Consider the following 17878-nt stretch of genomic DNA (forward strand, 5'->3'; position numbering starts at 1 on the left):
GGCCCCGGCCGCCCCCGCCCCGGCTCCGGCCGCTCCGGCTGCTCCGGCCCCGGCCCCGGCCGCCCCCGCCGCCGCGGCTCCCGCGCCGGTGGCTCCGGCCGCCCCGGCCGCCGCTCCGGCTCCGGCCGCGCAGGCCCCGTCCATCGCTCCGGCGCTGGTCACCCCGGCTCCGGCCGCTCCGTCGGAGGACGGCGCGTACGTGACCCCGCTCGTCCGCAAGCTCGCCACCGAGAACGGTGTCGACCTGGCGGCCGTCAAGGGTTCGGGCGTCGGCGGCCGTATCCGCAAGCAGGACGTCCTCGCGGCCGCCGAGGCCAAGAAGGCCGCCCAGGCCCCTGCCCCCGCCGCCGCTCCGGCCGCTGCGAAGGCTCCGGCTCTCGAGGTCTCCCCGCTGCGCGGTCAGACCGTCAAGATGACCCGCATGCGCAAGGTCATCGGCGACAACATGATGAAGGCGCTGCACGGCCAGGCCCAGCTGACCTCGGTCGTCGAGGTCGACATCACCAAGCTGATGAAGCTGCGCGCCCGCGCCAAGGACGCCTTCGCCGCCCGTGAGGGCGTCAAGCTCTCCCCGATGCCGTTCTTCGTGAAGGCGGCGGCCCAGGCGCTGAAGGCCCACCCGGTCATCAACGCCCGGATCAACGAGGACGAGGGCACGATCACCTACTTCGACACCGAGAACATCGGTATCGCGGTGGACTCCGAGAAGGGTCTGATGACCCCGGTCATCAAGGGTGCGGGCGACCTCAACATCGCCGGTATCTCGAAGAAGACCGCGGAGCTGGCCGGCGCCGTGCGCGCCAGCAAGATCACGCCGGACGACCTGGCCGGCGCGACCTTCACCATCTCCAACACCGGTTCGCGCGGCGCGCTGTTCGACACGATCATCGTGCCCCCGAACCAGGTCGCCATCCTGGGCATCGGCGCCACCGTGCGCCGTCCGGTCGTCATCAACCACCCGGACCTGGGTGAGACGATCGCGATCCGCGACATGACGTACGTCGCGCTGTCCTACGACCACCGTCTGGTGGACGGCGCCGACGCCGCCCGCTACCTGACCTCGGTCAAGGCGATCCTCGAGGCCGGCGAGTTCGAGGTCGACCTCGGTCTGTAAGCGCGTGGCCTCCGTGGCAACGTAACGAGCCTCACCTGCGGCGCCCCCGTCCGGAAGTGTTTCCGGGCGGGGGCGCCGCCGTATTGTCTTTAGAGTCAACACTCCCCGAGGAGCCGCTTCATGACCGTCCCCGTCGTCCACTCGCTGCGCGAGCAGATCCGCGAGCACATCGTGGAGGGGATCGTCAGCGGCCGCTGGAAGCCGGGCGAGCGGATCGTGGAGCGCCGGATCGCGACCGAGCTCGAGGTCTCCCAGACCCCGGTCCGCGAGGCGCTGCGCGAGCTGGAGTCGCTGCGCCTGATCGAGTCGGCGCCGAACAAGGGCGTACGGGTGCGGAATCTGACCGCGGCCGACCTGGAGGAGAGCTACCCCGTCCGCGCCGGCCTGGAGCAGATCGCGGCCGAGCTGGCGGCAGGCCGGCTCGCGGCGGACTGCTCGGCGCTCGAACCGCACGTGGCCGCGCTGTACGAGGCGGACGCGACCTCCGACGGGACGGCGCAGGTACGGCACACGGTGGCGTTCCACCGGGAGCTGGTGAAGGCTGCGGGGAACAAGGTCCTGCTGCACACCTGGGAGACCCTGGGCATCGAGGTCTTCACCGCCCTGTCGATCCGGTGGCTGGGCACGGTCCAGAAGTCGTACGCGGAGGAGCACCAGGAGCTGGTGGAGGCCTTCCGGCGGGGCGACCCGAACATCGGGGCCCTGGTGAAGGCGCATGTGCTGGGCTGCGCGCCGCGCGCCTGACCCCTTTCTCGTCACGGACAGTGAGCGGGCCCACCCTCCGGCGGGCCCGCTCATTCGTGCGAGCACCCCCTCAGAAAGCGGCCCTCACCTGCGAAAACAAGGCACCGGGTGCCCCGATCCGCGGCACCCTGTGCCGACTTTCTCGATCTGAAGAGGTTTTCCCCTTCAACCCTTTGATCGATCATCGATCGCCGGTTTACAGTCTTCGGCGGGCCGCTACCCGGCCCTTCGCCCTGTCCTGCCAGACAAGGCACCCCTTCTTCACCCCCATCTGTCCGGAAGGCGGCGATCATGACCGATCCCGTAGGCAAGATTCCGAGCGAGCTCGACCAGCTCCCGGACCGTGACACCGAGGAGACCGCCGAGTGGGCGGCCTCCCTGGACGCCGTCACCAAGGCCGCCGGCCCCCACCGGGCCGCCTACCTGATGCGCCGCACCCTCCAGCACGCCGAGGGCGCGGGCCTGGCCCTGCCCAAGCTGCTCGAGACGGACTACGTCAACACCATCCCCACCTCCGCCGAGCCGACGGGCGCCGCGTTCGACGGCGACGAGGACATGGAGCGCCGGATCACCGCCTGGAACCGCTGGAACGCGGCCGCGATGGTCAGCCGCGGCTCCAAGTACGGCGTCGGCGGCCACATCGCCACCTTCGCGTCGGCCGCCTGGCTGTACGAGACCGGCTTCAACCACTTCTTCAAGGGCAAGGAAGCCGACGGTTCCGGCGACCAGCTCTACATCCAGGGTCACGCCGCCCCCGGCATCTACGCCCGCGCGTTCCTGGACGGGCGCCTGAACGAGGCCCACCTCGACAACTTCCGGCAGGAGTCCGGCGGCAACGGCCTGCCCTCCTACCCGCACCCGCGGCGCCTCCCGTGGCTGTGGGAGTTCCCCACCGTCTCCATGGGTCTCGGCCCGCTCTCCGCGATCTACCAGGCGCGCTTCAACCGCTACCTGACGAACCGTTCCATCAAGGACGTCTCCGCCTCGCACGTGTGGGCGTTCCTCGGTGACGGCGAGATGGACGAGCCCGAGTCGACCGCCGCCCTCGCCCTGGCGGCCCGCGAGGGTCTGGACAACCTGACCTTCGTCATCAACTGCAACCTGCAGCGTCTCGACGGCCCGGTCCGCGCCAACTTCAAGATCGTGCAGGAGCTGGAGGCCCAGTTCCGCGGCGCCGGCTGGAACGTCGTGAAGTCGCTGTGGGGCAACGCCTGGGACGAGCTGTTCGCGCTCGACACCACCGGCGCCCTCGTCCGCCGCCTCCGCGAGGTGCCGGACGCGCAGGTCCAGACGTACCAGACCCGCGACGCCGCCTACATCCGCCAGGACTTCTTCGGCAAGGACCCGGCGCTCGTCGCGATGGCGCAGCTGCTGAGCGACGACAAGATCCTGGAGTGCTTCCACCTCTCCCGCGGTGGGCACGAGCCGCGCAAGGTGTACGCCGCGTACAAGGCCGCCGTGGAGTTCAAGGGCGCGCCGACGGTCATCCTCGCGCAGACCGTCAAGGGCTTCACCCTCGGTGAGGGCTTCGCGTCGAAGAACGCGAACCACCAGATGAAGAAGCTCTCCACGGACGAGTTCAAGAACATGCGGGACCTGCTCGACCTCCCCATCACGGACGCGCAGTTCGTCGACGGCCAGGTGCCCTACGGCCACCCCGGCGCCGACTCCCCCGAGGTCCGCTACCTCCAGGAGCGCCGCGCGGCCCTCGGCGGCCCGGCCCCGGCCCGCCGCACCCAGCCGCTGGCCCCGCTGCCTGCCCCGGCCGAGAAGGCGTTCACCGCCTTCGACAAGGGCTCCGGCGCGCAGTCGATGGCCACGACGATGGCGTTCGTCCGCCTGGTCAAGGACCTGATCCGCGACAAGGAGACCGGCAAGCGCTGGGTCCCGATCGTCCCGGACGAGGCCCGTACCTTCGGTATGGAGTCGCTGTTCCCGTCGCTCGGCATCTACTCGCCGAAGGGCCAGACGTACGAGCCGGTCGACCGCGACCAGCTGATGTACTACAAGGAGGCCGTCAACGGCCAGATCCTCAACGAGGGGATCACCGAGGCCGGTTCGATGGCCGACTTCATCGCCGCTTCCACCGCGTACTCCACGCACGGCGAGGCGATGATCCCGTTCTACATCTTCTACTCGATGTTCGGCTGGCAGCGGACCGCCGACCAGATGTGGCAGCTCGGCGACCAGCTCGGCCGCGGCTTCCTCGTCGGCGCCACCGCGGGCCGTACGACCCTGACCGGTGAGGGCCTCCAGCACGCCGACGGCCACTCGCCGGTGATCGCGGCGACGAACCCGGCGGCCCTGACGTACGACCCGGCGTTCGCCTACGAGGTCGCGGCGATCGTCAAGGAGGGTCTGCGCCGGATGTACGGCGAGGCCGCCGAGGGCGAGGACCAGAACGTCTTCTACTACCTCACCGTCTACAACGAGCCGATGCCGCAGCCGGCCAAGCCGGCCGGCATCGACGAGGGCATCGTCAAGGGCCTCTACCGCTTCAACACCGCGGAGTCGGCCGGTCTGGACCTGCCGGCGAACGCCCCGCGCATCCAGCTCCTCTCCTCCGGTACGGCCATCCACTGGGCCCTGGAGGCGCAGAAGCTGCTCGCCGCCGAGTGGGGCGTGGGCGCCGACGTGTGGTCCGCGACCTCCTGGACGGAGCTGCGGCGCGACGCCCTGGAGGCCGACGCGGCGCTGCTGCGCGGCGAGGAGCAGGTGCCGTACGTCCGCAAGGCCCTGGAGGGCGTCGACTCCCCCGTCCTCGCCGTCTCCGACTACATGCGCCAGGTCCCGGACCAGATCGCGCAGTGGGTCGAGCAGGACTGGTCCTCGCTCGGCGCCGACGGCTTCGGCCTTTCGGACACCCGTGACGCGGCCCGCCGCCACTTCGGTGTCGACGCCCAGTCGATCGTCGTCGCGGCGCTCGCACAGCTGGCGCGGCGCGGCGAGGTACAGGCGACGGCCGTGAAGGAGGCGCGCGAGCGCTACGGGCTGTAGGGCCTGGGCTTTCCTGGGCCGGGGGGCCGCGCACGTACGTTCTCCGTACGGCGCGGCCCCCCGGTCGTTCCCGGACCGGACCGGGCAGGGGCCGGGGGCAGGGGCCGGGGCCGGGGCCGGCCGCAGGGACCCGGGTCAGTCGTCGAGCGCCTGTGGGGCGCCGGTGCGGGGCGGCTCCTTCGGCGCGGCAGGGCCGGTCAGGAGTGCCAGCATCTCGCGGATCTGAGCCAGCTGGGCTTGGAGCTTGTCGCGGCGTTCGGTCAGGGCGGCCAGCTCACGCTCCGATTCACCGCGGACGCGGTCCGCCTGGGCGTTGGCGTCGGCCACGATGTCGTCGGCCTGCAGCTGCGCGGTCTCCACCGTCCGGCGGGCCCTGCTCTCCGCGTCCATCCGCAGCGCCCGCGCCTCCACGCGGAGTTCCTCGGCCCGTTGCTCGATCTCCGCGAGCCGCCGCTCCGCCCTGGCCTGGCGCTCTTCGAGGTCCTTCTGCGACTGCTCGCGCCGCCGGGCGAGGTTGGTCTCGAAGTCCGCGGCGGCCTGCGCGGCCTTGGCGCGGGTCTCCTTGAGAAGGGCGTCCGCCGCCGCGCGCACGGCCTGCGCGTCCCGCCGGGCCTCGGCGAGGATCCGTTCCCGCTCGCTCTCCACGTCCCCCGTCCCGGAGGACACGGGAGCGGCGGCGACGGGCTCGGTCAGCGCGCGGAGCCGGGCGAGGACGACCGCCGCCGACTCCGGCCGGTCGGCCGGCTCGCGGGCGAGCAGTTCCATGACGAGCGCGCTCAGCTCGGCCGGGATCACCGGGTCGTGGTGGTGCGGCGGGAGCTCCGTGCCGTGCAGCTTCTGGTTGATCAGGCCGAGCATGTTGTCCGCGGCGAAGGGCGCGCGGCCGGTAAGGGCGAAGTAGAGGACGCAGCCCAGGGAGTAAAGGTCGGTGCGGTGGTCGACGGTCCGCTCGCCGAGGGCCTGCTCCGGTGACATGTAGAGCAGCGTGCCGATGGCGACGCCGGTGCCGGTGAGCCCGCCGACCCTGAGGGTGTCCCCGAGGAACTTGGCGACGCCGAAGTCGAGGATCCTGAGGTCGCCGTCGTCCGCGAACATCACGTTGTCGGGCTTGATGTCCCGGTGGACGATCCGGCGGGAGTGGGCCGCTTCGAGGGCGGTGGCGAGCTGACGCGCCCAGGCGACGGCGACGTGCCAGTGCGGACGCCGGTCGAGGACGGTCCGGGTGAGAGTCCGGCCGGTCAGCAGCTCCATGACCAGATAGAGCGCGCGCTCGCCGTCGAGTTCGGCCGATCCGCAGTCATGTGCCGTGACCGTGTACCGGCCGGGCAGGCTCGCCGCCGAACGGATCTCCCGGCGGAAGCGGAGAAAGGTCTCCTCCTCGCCCATCTCCGGCAGCGCGGTGACGAGTTTGACCGCCACGCTCCGCTGCATCCGGCGGTCGAGGGCGCTCCACACCTGCCCCATCCCGCCGCGGCCGAGCCGGGTCTCCAGCTCGTACCGCCCGTCCAGCACCGTCCCCCGCATCGTGCCCCTCCCCGGTGGTCCCTCAGGCTCCGCGCCCCCGGGCCCAGTATGGATGGCAGGGTGGGGGCATGCGTGCCGCCCGGCTGATCAAGATGGTCCTTCTGCTCCAGTCCCGTCCGTCGATGACGGCGGCCGAGCTCGCCGAGGAGCTGGAGGTGTCGGAACGGACCATCACCCGTGACGCCCTGGCCCTCTCCGAGGCGGGGGTTCCCGTGTACGCGGACCGGGGCAGGGCCGGCGGGTACCGGCTCGTCGGCGGCTACCGCACCCGTCTCACGGGCCTGGCGCGCGGTGAGGCCGAGGCGCTGTTCCTGTCCGGGCTGCCGGGCGCGCTGCGGGACATGGGTCTTGAGGACGCGGCGTCGGCGGCCCGGCTCAAGGTGTCGGCGGCGCTGCTGCCCTCGCTGCGGGACGCCCCGGACTCGGTGGCACAGCGCTTCCTGCTCGACGCGCCGGGCTGGTACCAGGAGCCGGAGACACCGGAGATGCTGCCGCCGGTCGCGGAGGCGGTCTGGGACGACCGGGTGATCGCCGCCCGCTACCGGCGGGGCGACCGAGAGGTGGAGCGCGAGCTCGCCCCGTACGGTCTCGTCCTGAAGGCGGGCGTCTGGTACCTGTGCGCGCGTTCCGGTACGGCGTTCCGCACCTACCGGGTGGATCGCTTCGTGGCGGTCGCCCTGGCCGGGGAGCGGTTCGTCCGGGACGAGGACTTCGACCTGCCGGCCTTCTGGGCCGAGCGCGCGGCGGAGTTCGCCCGGTCGATCCTGCGCGCGGAGGCCGTCGTACGGCTCTCGGAGGCGGGGGGCCGCCGGCTGCCGTACGTGACGGACCGCGCGGCCGCCGAGGAGGCTCTGGCGGCGGGGACGCGGGATGCGGCGGGCCGGGTGACGGTGACGCTCGCGGTGGAGAGCGAGGAGGTCGCCTTCTCCCAGCTCCTGGCCCTGGGCGCGGAGGCCGAGGTGCTCGCCCCGGCCTCCTTGCGCGCCCGCTTCGGGGAGGCGGCCCGCGCGATGGCGGAGGCGTACAAGTGAGTCTCGTCCGTACGGCTCCGCCCTGTCCCTACCGGTAGTCGTTCACGTCCGGCTTGCCCGTCTCACCGGCGAGGATGAAGCCCCAGGCGTCGGGCCGCGAGCCGTCCGCGTCGGTGAAGCCGTACTCTCCGGACAGCTGGCCGCTGGAGAGCGACCGGCCGTTCCAGCGGTGCCGGTCGGGGTCGGCGGCGAGGGCGGCGACGGCCCGTCCCACGTACACCGGGGACTCGGCGACGGCGAAGTCGGGGATCTTCCCGACGGCGTCACGCCAGTTCTCCTCGGTGACGCCGAACCCGGCGAGCATCTGCTCGGACCTGAGCCAGCCGGGGGTGAGGGCGACCGCCGTGCCGCCGTACTCCTCCAGTTCCCCGCCGAGGCCGAAGGCCATCCGGATCGGGGCGTTCTTGGCGAGGTCGTAGAAGAGGTTCTCGCGGAACCGGGTGCCGTTGTACTCGGCGGTGCCGTCGGTGACCTCGACGACCAGGCCGCCCGGGTGGCGGATGAGCAGCGGCAGGGCGGTGTGCGAGGTGATGACGTGTGTCCGGACGCCGAGTTCGAGCATCCTCAGGCCCTGGGCGAGGTCGTTCTCCCAGGTCTTCTTCCCGAAGACGAGGAGGTGTTCGCCACCCCACACGTCGTTGACGAGGACGTCGAGCCGCCCCCGCTCCCGGTCGATGCGGTCGACGAGGGCCCGGACCTGCTCCACCTCCAGATGGTTGGTGGGGACGGCGATGCCCTCGCCTCCGGCGGCCGTCACCAGTTCGGCCGTCTCCTCGATGGTCTCGGTCGCCCGGCCGACCTCGCTGAGCTTCTCGCGGGTGGTGCGGCCGGTGACGTACACGGTGGCTCCGGCGGCTCCGAGCTGGACGGCGATGCCCCGCCCGGCTCCCCGGGTGGCGCCCGCGACCAGGCAGATCCGTCCGTGCAGGGGCTTCTTCTCAGTCGTCATGGCATCAGACTCGCAGGAAAGTACGACACCTTCTGTCCGGTTTCATTTCGGGCTTTCCGGGTGCGTCGCACCCCCCGAGCCACGATGCTGGTGCCGTGATGGACGAGACAGAGTTCTGGCAGATCATCGACTCCACCCGCGAGGAAGCCGAGGGCGACCCCGAGGAGCAGGCCGATCTGCTCGTGGAACGGCTGACCCGGCTGGACCCCGACTCCGTGCTCGACTACGCGCGCCATTTCGAGGCCCGCTACAACCGCGCGTACCTCTGGGATCTGTGGGGTGCGGCGGCGGTGCTGTTCGACGGGGCGGGGGACGAGACCTTCGACTCGTTCCGCTGCTGGCTCATCAGCCAGGGCCGGGAGGTCTACGAGGGCGCGGTGCACGATCCGGACGCGCTGGCGGAGCTGCTCGGCGACTTCGACGTGGAGATCGACGGGGACGGTGAGGAGATCGGCTTCGCGGCGGACGAGGCGTACGAGCGGCTGACCGGTGCCGAGACCCCTGATCTGGGCATTCCGATGCCGGGCGGGGAGCCGCTCGGGACCCCCTTCGACCTGGCGGACGACGAGGTGCTCGCGGCCCGCTTCCCCCGGCTCTGGGAGCGCTTCGGCGCGGGGTGACCGGGGCCTCCGGCGGCGGACGTCAAGCCAGCGGAGACCTTCGTACGCGTCTCCCGCCGTCGGAGGCCGTCGTCCGCGTCAGAAGTGCGTGCCGCCGTCGACGCGGATCTCGGTGCCGGTGATGAACGCGCCGTCCTCGCTCGCCAGCATGGCGACGACGCCCGCGACGGTCTCGGGTCCCGCGAAGCCCTGGCCGAGGGCGGGCGCGAGCTTCGTGAAGAGGGACCAGTCGGTGTCCTCGGGGAGGCCGGGGCCGACGCTCTGGCGGCTGGCGCCGGTGCCGTCGGTCATGCCGGAGGAGATGGAGCCGGGCTGGACGGCGGTGAAGCGGATGCCCTGCTTGGCGTACTCGGCGGCGAGGGCGTGGGTCATGGACTGGATGCCGCCCTTGCTGGCCGCGTAGGCCGCCATGTAGGGGTGGGCGAACATCGCGGAGGTGGAGGAGAAGTTCACGACGGCCGCGCCGTTGCCCTCCAGGAGCGCGGGGATCGCCTCGCGGATCATAAGGAACGTGCCGGTGAGGTTGATCCGTATCACCTGCTCGAAGGAGTCGAGGCTCGTCTCGTGGGTGTGCGAGGAGCGCAGGACTCCGGCCGCGTTGACCAGGACGTCCAGGCCGCCGAGCGCCTCGACGGCGGCGGCGACGCCGGCGCGTACGGAGGTCTCGTCGGCGACGTTCAGGACGACGGTGGTGAGGCGGTCGGCGGCGTCGCCGGCCTTGGCCACGGTGTCCTTGAGGCCGTCCTCGCTGATGTCGGCGGCGACGACCCGGCCTCCCTCGGCGAGCATGCGGAGGACGGTGGCCTGGCCGATGCCGGAGCCGCCGCCGGTGATGAGGGCGCGGCGTCCTTCGTAACGGGTCAGCTGGTTCATGGCGTCAACCTCTCGATGTCATGCGGTGTCATGCGCCGGCCTGCGCGGTCATGCGGTGCGGAATGCTGCCACCGTACGCCCAAGTGGCACGTTTTGCCATAGCTGCATGTCGTGCACGTTCGGCGGTCACGGGCGTACTCTTCGTACGGTGAGCACCAAGCCCGAGGGCGCCACGCCCCCCACCCGGACGCTGACGGAACGCCGCAAGGCCGCCACCCAGCTGGACATCGCGCGCGCCGCCGCCGAGCTCTTCACCGAGCACGGCCCCGACGGCACCACCGCGGAGGACATCGCCCTGCGGGCCGGAGTCGCCCTGCGCACCTTCTACCGGTACTTCCGCTCCAAGCAGGACGCCGTGGCCCCGCTCCTCGCGGGTGGCGGCGACCGCTGGCGGGAGATCCTCGCCGCGACGGAACCGGGCTCCGGCCTGCCCGAGGCCCTGGAACGCTCGATCGCCGCGTCGCTGACCCCGGCGGACGAGGCCGCGGACGAGGGGCTGCGCTGGACCCGGGGCCTGCTGCGCGCGGCCGCCGAGGACCCGGCGCTGCGGGCCGTCTGGTACCGGGTCAACCAGGAGTCGGAGGAGCGGCTGCGCGAGGTCGTCGCCGGGCTCGCCGGGCCGGACGCCGACGTGCTGGAAGTGCGGCTCGCGGCGGCGGCGGCCACGGACGCCGTCCGGCTCGCCCTGGAGACCTGGGCGGAGACGGACGCGCCGGTGCGCGGCGAGGGCGCACCGGCGGAACTCGCGGTCCGGTGCCTGCGGGAACTGATGGGCGGCATGCGCCTGCTGGGTCCGGCCGGCGGCGCTCCGGGCGCGGGCGTCAGCCCCTGAGCGTCCTGCCCATGAGGACGTCGTCCACGTACCGGCCGTCGAACAGGAACTCGTCCGGAAGCACTCCCTCGACCACGAAGCCCTCGGAGGCGTAGAGCGCCCGCGCGGGGGCGTTGTGGGAGAGGACCCGGAGGGTGATCCGCACGGCGCCGTCCGCGCGCGCCTTGTCCATCGCGGCCCTCAGGAGCGCCCGCGCCACGCCGTGCCCCCTGGCCGTCTCGGCGACGGCGAGGCCCTGGATCTGGCGGACGTGGGCGTTGGCCGCGAGCGGGGTGGGCGGCACCACCCGGACGTAGCCGACGACCGCGCCGCCGCGCACCGCGACCAGGTAGTCCTCGGGCCGGTGCCGGGCGTCGAAGAACGGCTCGTACGGCGGGGTGGGCGCCGGCAGTACCGCGTGCAGGGGCGACCAGGTGTCCCGGTCGAGCACGGCGAGGGCGTCCTCGTCCCCGGGCTCGGCCCCGCGTATCCGTGTCTCCGGACCCTCCGACCTCTTCATGACGGCCACTGTGTCACGTACGGGGCGGGCGGGGCAGGATGGCCCCATGCAGCGTTCCGCCACCCGCAAGCGTGTCGCCGTCACCGGAGCGACCGGGCTCATCGGCTCGGCCCTCGTCCGCTCCCTGCGCGCCGACGGCCATGACGTCCTCCGGCTCGTCCGCAGGCCCGCCCGTACCGCCGACGAGGTCGAGTGGGACCCGAGACGGCTGTACGTGGACGCCGCCGGGCTGGTCGGCGTCGACTCCGTCGTCCACCTGGCGGGCGCCGGGGTCGGCGAGCGCCGCTGGAACGAGGCGTACAAGCGGGAGATCCGGGACAGCCGGGTGCTCGGCACGACGGCCGTCGCGCAGGCCCTCGCCTCGCTCGCGGAGCCGCCCGAGAGCCTGGTGTGCGGTACGGCGCTCGGCTGGTACGGGGACACCGGCAGCCGCGCGGTCGACGAGAGCGCCCCCGCGGGCACGGGCTTCCTGCCCTCGGTCTGCGTGGAGTGGGAGGCGGCGGCCGCCCCCGCCGAGGAAGCGGGCATCCGGGTCACGTACGCCCGCACCGGCCTGGTGGTGGCGCGCGAGGGCGGGGCGTGGGGGCGGCTCTTCCCCGTGTTCCGCGCCGGGCTCGGCGGGCGGATGGGCGACGGCCGCCAGTACTGGTCGTTCATCTCCCTCCACGACGAGGTGGCCGCCCTCCGGCACCTGGTCGACACCCCGTCGCTCTCGGGCCCGGTGAACCTGACGGCGCCCGAGCCGGTCACCAACCGCGAGGTGACGGCGGCGATGGGGCGGGTCCTGCGCCGGCCGACGCTGTTCACGGTTCCGGCGCCCGCCCTGAAGGTGGTGCTCGGGGACTTCGCGCAGGACGTGCTGGGCAGTCAGCGGGTGCTGCCGGGGCGCCTGTTGGAGACCGGTTTCGACTTCGCGTTCCCGACGATCGACGAGTCGATCAGGGCGGCGGCCCACTGAGCGAAGCGCTCTCCGGTCCTCCTGCGCTCCCCTGTGCCGCACGCACCCCCGCGCGCGCTGCTGGCACCCGTGGGAGCGCTGCCTAGGCTCGACACGAACCGCGAACTCGGGCATTCCGGAGGCCGGTTGGGGGCATAGGCCTCCCACCGGCCGCGCCGACCTGGGGAGGGGCACGTGCTCAGCAGCGCAGACAGCGCAGAAACCGCACAGCGAACGGACGCCACGAAGGCCGTCGACGTCGTCATCGTGGGAGCCGGGGTCGCGGGCCTCGCGGCCGCCCACCGGCTGACCGGCGCGGGGCTCTCCGTCGCCGTCCTGGAGGCCGAGCCCCGGATCGGAGGCCGGATGGCGACCGAGTCCGTCGACGGCTTCCTGCTCGACCGGGTCGGGCCGCTGCTCACCCTGTCGCACGAGGAGCTGCGGGCCACCCCGGGGCTCGACGGCCTGGTGCTGCGCCCCTTCGCCCCGGGGGCGCTCGTGCACAGCGACGGGCGGTACGCGCGGTGGGGCGTCCCGCAGCCGCGCCGGGCCGCCGGGGGAGCCCGGGGGACGGGCCACCGGAGCGTGGGGGGAGCGTTCAGTGTGGCGCGCGCCCTCGCGAGCGCCCCCCGGCATCCGGCCTCCTCGCTCGACCAGGCGCGGCTCGGCGCCTCCCTCGTCCGGCTCGCCGCGACCCCGACGCAGCGGATCCTCGCCCGTCCCGAGCGGACCGCGCGCGAGGCCCTCACCGCCCGGCTGCCCGCCCGGACCGTCCAGGGAGTGCTGCGGCCGCTGCTCGCGGCGCTCCTCGGCGACCCGGACCTCGGCACGTCGAGCCGTCGCGCGGACCTCGCGCTGCGCGCCTTCGCCCGGGGCAGGGCGGCCGTCCCCGAGGGCGGCTCCGCGGCGCTCCCCGAGCGGCTCGCGGCCGCGCTGCCGCCGGGCACGGTCCGTACCGGCGTCCGTGTCACGGAGGCGTCGATCGCGCGGGTCACGACGGCCGAACACGGGGTGTTCCGCTGCCGTTCGGTGGTGCTCGCCACGGGGGCGCGGACGGCGGCCGCGCTGCTTCCGGGGCTGCGGACGCCCGCCTTCCACTCCGTGACGGTGCTCCATCACACGGCACCCGTGGCACCCACCGGGGAGCCGGCGCTGCTCCTGGAGTCCGATCCGGGCGGGCCGGTCGCCCACACCGCCGTGATGAGCGCGGTCGACCCGCGCCGGGCGCCCCGGGGCCGGGCCCTGATCACCTCGACGGTGCTCGGGACACCGCCCGACGACACGGAGCGGCGGGTCCGCAAGCACCTCGCCACGTTGTACGGCACGTCGACCGACGAGTGGGAGCTGCTGGCCCAGCACCACACCCGGGACGCCTATCCCGCGATGGTGCCGCCGCACGACGCGGGCCGCTCGGTACGGCTGCTCTCGGGGCTGTACGTCTGCGGCGACCACCGCGCCACGAGCACGCTTCAGGGAGCGCTCTCCTCGGGCACACGCGCGGCCCACGCCCTCCTGAGGGACCTGGGCGTCCCGTGCCCCCGGGAAGCCCGGTCCCCGGAGGAGGCGGCCTGAGGACGTCCCGCCGGCGGGGCGGCGGCGGTCAGCCGAGGGTGGCCACCCGGTCGCGGTAGGTACGGGCCGCTGCCGCGTCGCGGTAAGGCTCCAGGCGGCGTTCGAAGTCGCGTACGTACTCCACCGCCCTCGCCGACCGCATCTCCGACGCCTGCTGCGCCGCCTCCGCACCCAGCGCGCAGGCCTGGTCGAGTTCACCGAGCGCGAGGCGGGACGTGGCGAGCACCACCCGGCAGAAGAGGCGGCTGCGGGCGAAGCCGGGGGCGCGGAGCTGGAGGGCGCGTTCGGCGTGCTGGGCGGCCGGGCGGTACTGCTGGAGGTCGCGGTGGCAGTGTCCGAGCTCGTCGGCGAGCTGGGCCTCGTCGAACATCCGGGCCCAGTACGGCACCTCGTCACCGGGCCGCGCCGCTTCGAGGGCGCGCTCGGCCCGTACGAGCGAGGCGCTGCACACCCGCGCCTCGCCCAGGACCGCGTGCCCGCGCGCCTCGACCGCGTGCAGCATCGCCTGGACGACGGGCGGCGCGGCGGGCCCGACGCCCTGCTGGGCGACCCGGGCGAGCTGGACGGCCTCGCGCCCGTGGCCGAGGTAGACGGCCTGGCAGCTCATGGTGAGGAGCACGTACGAGCCGTAGGCCCGGTCCCCCGCGGCCTGGGCGAGGCGCAGTGCCTGGACGAAGTAGCGCTGGGCGAGCCCGTGGGCGGCGATGTCGTACGAGGTCCAGCCGGCGAGCCGGGTGAGGTCGGCGGCGGCGGCGAAGAGACGGCGGCCGACGGACTCCCCGTAGGTGCCGCGCAGCATCGGCTCGGTCTCGTGCTCCAGGTAGCGGACGAGGGCCTGCCGGGCGTGGCCGCCGCCGTAGGCGTGGTCGAGGGTGCGGAAGAGCTCGCCGACCGAGCGGAGGGCGGCGATGTCCCCGCTGGAGACCCGCTGGCCGGGCCCCCGGTCCGTACCGCGCTGCCGGGGGACGGAGAAGCGCCCCTGCGGCGGGACCCGGGGGTCGTGCGGGGGCCGCGGGTCGTGTCCGAGGCGGGTGTCCTGCGGAAACCGGGCCTCGGCGGCCACGGGCGGGGCGGGGGCGCGGGGGCCTGGCGGCTGCTCCCCGCGTGCCACGCGGTCGTCGGGGCGCCCGATCAGCCAGTCGCGGCTGGGGACGACCAGGCCCGCCGGAGTGAAGGCGATCTTGCGGAGTTCGGCGTGGCTGCCGGAGTCCTTGCGCCACAGCCCGCTGACGATGTCGACCGCCTCTTCGGGGGTCGCGGCGAACTCCAGGCCCGCGTAGACGGGCGCGCAGGCGTCGAGGCCGAGGTCCTGGGCGGAGAGGCGGCGGCCGAGCCGGCGGGTGAAGACCTCGGCGATGAGCGCGGGTGTCGTGCCCCGCGGCTGCTGGCCGCGGAGCCAGCGGGTCACGGAGGTCTTGTCGTACCGCAGGTCGAGACCGTGTTCGAGACCGAGCTGGTCCACCCGTCTCGCGAGCCCGGCGTGGGAGAACCCGGCTTCGGCGATGAGCGCGGCGAGCTGGCGGTTCGGGATGCGCTGCGGTGGTCGTTCCGTCATCAGCTGTGCGGTCTCCTGCCTTCCGGGTCCGGGCGGCAGCCCCGTCGGACCCTCATGGAACGGCGTGAATTTAGCGGCCTTGACGGCCTGTACCGCCACCTTCGCCCCACATTCATCCGATCGTGTGAGGATTGACGGCATCGCTGACGCGGGCGCCCTCGTCCACCTGCCGGAGGGGCTTTCCCGGCACCGCCGTACAGTGGCATGGGCGCGAATGACGCATGGTGCCGAGCCGGCCCGGGATGATCCCCGGTCCCCGGCCCCGGCACCCAGGAGGAGGCATGGCCGTGAGTGAGCTGCGATTCGTCCGCCTTGGATTCGGCGAGGAAGCCGTCGACTACCAGGTGGCCTGGGACAAGCAGCGCGAGGTGCACGCCGCGCGGTTCGCGGACGAGATCGACGACACCTGTCTGCTCCTGGAGCATCCGCCGGTCTACACGGCCGGCCGGCGCACGGCGGAGAGCGAGCGCCCCCTCGACGGGACGCCGGTGGTCGACGTCGACCGCGGCGGCAAGATCACCTGGCACGGCCCCGGCCAGCTGGTGGGCTATCCGATCATGAAGCTGCCCCGCCCGGTGGACGTCGTCGCGCACGTCCGGCGTCTGGAGGACGCGCTGATCCGCACGGCCGCCGAGTTCGGGGTCGAGACGACCCGGGTCGAGGGCCGCAGCGGCGTCTGGGTACTCGGTGACCCGGTGGAGCAGCGGCCGTCCCTCGGCGGTCTCTCGCTCGACTTCGACCCGCGTCTGAACGACGAGGAGTTCGACCCGCGCCTGAACGGCCCCGAGTACGCCCCGTCCAACGCCGGCCAGCGCCGCGAGGACCGCAAGCTCGCCGCCATCGGCATCCGGGTCGCCAAGGGCGTCACGATGCACGGCTTCTCGTTCAACGTGAACCCGGACAACGCGTGGTTCGACCGGATCATCCCGTGCGGCATCCGTGACGCGGGCGTGACCTCGCTCGCCAACGAGCTGGGCCGGGACATCTCGATCGCGGAGGTGCTGCCGGTGGTGGAGCGCCGCCTGCGGGAGGTCATGGAGGGTGCGGAGCTGAAGCCGCGCGAGATCGAGCGTCCGGTGGAGACGGCCTCGGCCTGAGGAATGCAGGGCACTGGCCAGAGGTTGGCCAGCAGTAGTAAGGCATGGGAAGCAACGGCGTACCCTGGTGTGCGCCGAAGAATCGAAGCTACAGGAGCCGATGTGTCCGCAGTCGCACCCGACGGACGCAAGATGCTGCGCCTGGAGGTCCGGAACGCCCAGACCCCCATCGAGCGCAAGCCCGAGTGGATCAAGACCCGGGCGAAGATGGGGCCCGAGTACACGAAGATGCAGAGCCTCGTGAAGAGCGAGGGGCTGCACACGGTCTGCCAGGAGGCGGGCTGTCCCAATATCTTCGAGTGCTGGGAGGACCGTGAGGCGACCTTCCTCATCGGCGGCGACCAGTGCACCCGGCGCTGCGATTTCTGCCAGATCGACACGGGCAAGCCCGAAGCGCTCGACCGTGACGAGCCCCGCCGCGTCGGCGAGTCCGTCGTCACGATGGACCTGAACTACGCCACCATCACGGGCGTCGCGCGCGACGACCTGGAGGACGGCGGCGCCTGGCTGTACGCGGAGACCGTGCGCCAGATCCACCAGCAGACGGCGGAGCGCGCCGAGGGCCGCACCAAGGTCGAGCTGCTCGCGCCCGACTTCAACGCGGTGCCGGAGCTCCTGGCGGAGGTCTTCGCCTCCCGCCCCGAGGTCTTCGCGCACAACGTGGAGACGGTGCCGCGGATCTTCAAGCGGATCCGTCCCGGCTTCCGTTACGAGCGCTCCCTCGACGTCATCACGCAGGCGCGGGACTACGGTCTGGTCACGAAGTCGAACCTGATCCTCGGCATGGGCGAGACCCGTGAGGAGGTCAGCGAGGCGCTCCGGCAGCTGCACGACGCGGGCTGCGAGCTGATCACGATCACCCAGTACCTGCGCCCCTCGGTCCGGCACCACCCCGTGGAGCGCTGGGTGAAGCCGCAGGAGTTCGTGGAGCTGAAGGAGGAGGCCGACGAGATCGGCTTCTCCGGTGTGATGTCGGGCCCGCTGGTCCGTTCCTCGTACCGCGCGGGCCGGCTGTACCAGCAGGCCATGGAGAAGCGCGCCGCCGCCCAGGGCGTGTGAACCCGAGCACAAGTAGTTACCGGTCAGTAGTGGCCGAATCCGGCGCCGCCCGTACGCTCCCGCAGCTCAGCGGGGAGGTACGGGCCGCGTCGGCGTCTCCCCGGCCGCCCACTTGGCCGTATCAACGTTTCATCAGTGTTTGACCACCGGGTCACGCCCTGGTAACACCGATCTGTGAGCCTGGTTTCACTCACCGCCACCGCCTGCTCACACCCCCGCCTCGTCTCACCCGCAATCGAGGGAGGACCCCGACATGCCGGCCGCATCGACGCACGTCCGCGTCACCGCGATCCCGTCCGTCACCGACGCCCTGAAGGCCGTGGAGGCACTGCTCCTCGGCGCCGGGCAGCGCACCGCACGGCGCAACGCCTGGAACTCCGTCCTGGAGGACCGCCGTCGCGCCAGGGACCGGGTGGAGGCCCAGCACGTGATGGAGGTCGCGTCGGGCCGGACTTCCCGGGCCACGTAAACTTCA

At 72.8% G+C, this 17878-nt stretch carries 16 protein-coding genes; 11 read left to right on the forward strand and 5 right to left on the reverse strand.

Annotated elements, in window-relative coordinates; genetic code table 11:
* From sucB to aceE, 3 genes are all read left to right on the forward strand, one after another.
* Nucleotides 1–1114, forward strand: a 1114-nt coding sequence (gene sucB / locus ACFVYX_RS25045; protein ID WP_389683707.1) for a 2-oxoglutarate dehydrogenase, E2 component, dihydrolipoamide succinyltransferase, incomplete at its 5' end; no start/stop codon positions are given.
* A gap of 120 nt (nt 1115–1234) precedes the next feature.
* Nucleotides 1235–1858, forward strand: a complete 624-nt coding sequence (locus ACFVYX_RS25050; RefSeq protein WP_389683708.1) for a GntR family transcriptional regulator — start codon at nt 1235–1237, stop codon at nt 1856–1858.
* A 291-nt stretch (nt 1859–2149) separates the two neighbouring features.
* Nucleotides 2150–4855, forward strand: coding sequence for a pyruvate dehydrogenase (acetyl-transferring), homodimeric type (gene aceE / locus ACFVYX_RS25055; protein WP_389683709.1), 2706 nt, complete (start codon nt 2150–2152; stop codon nt 4853–4855).
* A 135-nt stretch (nt 4856–4990) separates the two neighbouring features.
* Here aceE and ACFVYX_RS25060 read toward each other — a convergent pair whose 3' ends face one another.
* The gene (locus ACFVYX_RS25060) at nt 4991–6379 is read right to left on the reverse strand and encodes a protein kinase (RefSeq protein WP_389683710.1); all 1389 of its coding nucleotides are present in this window, start codon (nt 6377–6379) and stop codon (nt 4991–4993) included.
* Nucleotides 6380–6447: 68 nt separating this feature from the next.
* On the opposite strand from ACFVYX_RS25060, the gene ACFVYX_RS25065 reads away from it, so the two are divergent.
* A complete protein-coding gene (locus tag ACFVYX_RS25065; RefSeq protein WP_389683712.1) occupies nt 6448–7410 on the forward strand; it encodes a helix-turn-helix transcriptional regulator in 963 nt (320 codons plus the stop codon).
* 28 nt (nt 7411–7438) lie between these two features.
* Here ACFVYX_RS25065 and ACFVYX_RS25070 read toward each other — a convergent pair whose 3' ends face one another.
* A complete protein-coding gene (locus ACFVYX_RS25070) occupies nt 7439–8359 on the reverse strand; it encodes an SDR family oxidoreductase (protein WP_389683713.1) in 921 nt (306 codons plus the stop codon).
* 98 nt (nt 8360–8457) lie between these two features.
* On the opposite strand from ACFVYX_RS25070, the gene ACFVYX_RS25075 reads away from it, so the two are divergent.
* A complete protein-coding gene (locus ACFVYX_RS25075; RefSeq protein WP_389683899.1) occupies nt 8458–8979 on the forward strand; it encodes a DUF4240 domain-containing protein in 522 nt (173 codons plus the stop codon).
* Between the two features lie 78 nt (nt 8980–9057).
* Here the strand turns inward: ACFVYX_RS25075 and ACFVYX_RS25080 are convergent, their stop codons facing one another.
* A complete protein-coding gene (locus ACFVYX_RS25080; RefSeq protein WP_389683714.1) occupies nt 9058–9852 on the reverse strand; it encodes an SDR family NAD(P)-dependent oxidoreductase in 795 nt (264 codons plus the stop codon).
* A gap of 106 nt (nt 9853–9958) precedes the next feature.
* Here ACFVYX_RS25080 and ACFVYX_RS25085 point away from each other — a divergent pair, with 106 nt between their 5' ends.
* Nucleotides 9959–10684, forward strand: a complete 726-nt coding sequence (locus tag ACFVYX_RS25085) for a TetR/AcrR family transcriptional regulator (protein ID WP_389683715.1) — start codon at nt 9959–9961, stop codon at nt 10682–10684.
* On the opposite strand, the gene ACFVYX_RS25090 is transcribed toward ACFVYX_RS25085, so the two are convergent.
* Nucleotides 10674–11183 carry a GNAT family N-acetyltransferase gene (locus ACFVYX_RS25090; RefSeq protein ID WP_389683716.1) on the reverse strand — a complete coding sequence of 170 codons (510 nt, stop codon included), beginning with the start codon at nt 11181–11183 and terminating at the stop codon, nt 10674–10676. The genes ACFVYX_RS25085 and ACFVYX_RS25090 overlap by 11 nt on opposite strands.
* Nucleotides 11184–11229: 46 nt before the next feature.
* Between ACFVYX_RS25090 and ACFVYX_RS25095 the strand changes: the two genes are divergently transcribed.
* Nucleotides 11230–12141, forward strand: coding sequence for a TIGR01777 family oxidoreductase (locus tag ACFVYX_RS25095; protein WP_389683717.1), 912 nt, complete (start codon nt 11230–11232; stop codon nt 12139–12141).
* Nucleotides 12142–12315: 174 nt separating this feature from the next.
* Nucleotides 12316–13692 (forward strand): NAD(P)/FAD-dependent oxidoreductase, encoded by a 1377-nt coding sequence (locus ACFVYX_RS25100; protein WP_389683718.1) that lies wholly within the window; start codon nt 12316–12318, stop codon nt 13690–13692.
* A gap of 28 nt (nt 13693–13720) precedes the next feature.
* Here ACFVYX_RS25100 and ACFVYX_RS25105 read toward each other — a convergent pair whose 3' ends face one another.
* Nucleotides 13721–15247 (reverse strand): regulator, encoded by a 1527-nt coding sequence (locus ACFVYX_RS25105; protein WP_389683719.1) that lies wholly within the window; start codon nt 15245–15247, stop codon nt 13721–13723.
* 287 nt (nt 15248–15534) lie between these two features.
* On the opposite strand from ACFVYX_RS25105, the gene lipB reads away from it, so the two are divergent.
* The 3 genes from lipB (at nt 15535) to ACFVYX_RS25120 (ending at nt 17872) form a co-directional block, all read left to right on the forward strand.
* Nucleotides 15535–16344, forward strand: coding sequence for a lipoyl(octanoyl) transferase LipB (gene lipB / locus ACFVYX_RS25110; RefSeq protein WP_389683720.1), 810 nt, complete (start codon nt 15535–15537; stop codon nt 16342–16344).
* Nucleotides 16345–16446: 102 nt separating this feature from the next.
* Nucleotides 16447–17403: a lipoyl synthase gene (lipA, locus tag ACFVYX_RS25115; RefSeq protein ID WP_389683721.1), complete on the forward strand. Its 957-nt coding sequence runs from the start codon at nt 16447–16449 to the stop codon at nt 17401–17403.
* Nucleotides 17404–17656: 253 nt separating this feature from the next.
* Nucleotides 17657–17872 (forward strand): hypothetical protein, encoded by a 216-nt coding sequence (locus ACFVYX_RS25120; RefSeq protein ID WP_055602841.1) that lies wholly within the window; start codon nt 17657–17659, stop codon nt 17870–17872.
* Nucleotides 17873–17878 lie beyond the last annotated feature (6 nt).

It is taken from the genome of Streptomyces sp. NPDC058326 (assembly GCF_042879855.1).
In the GTDB taxonomy this organism is placed as follows: domain Bacteria; phylum Actinomycetota; class Actinomycetes; order Streptomycetales; family Streptomycetaceae; genus Streptomyces.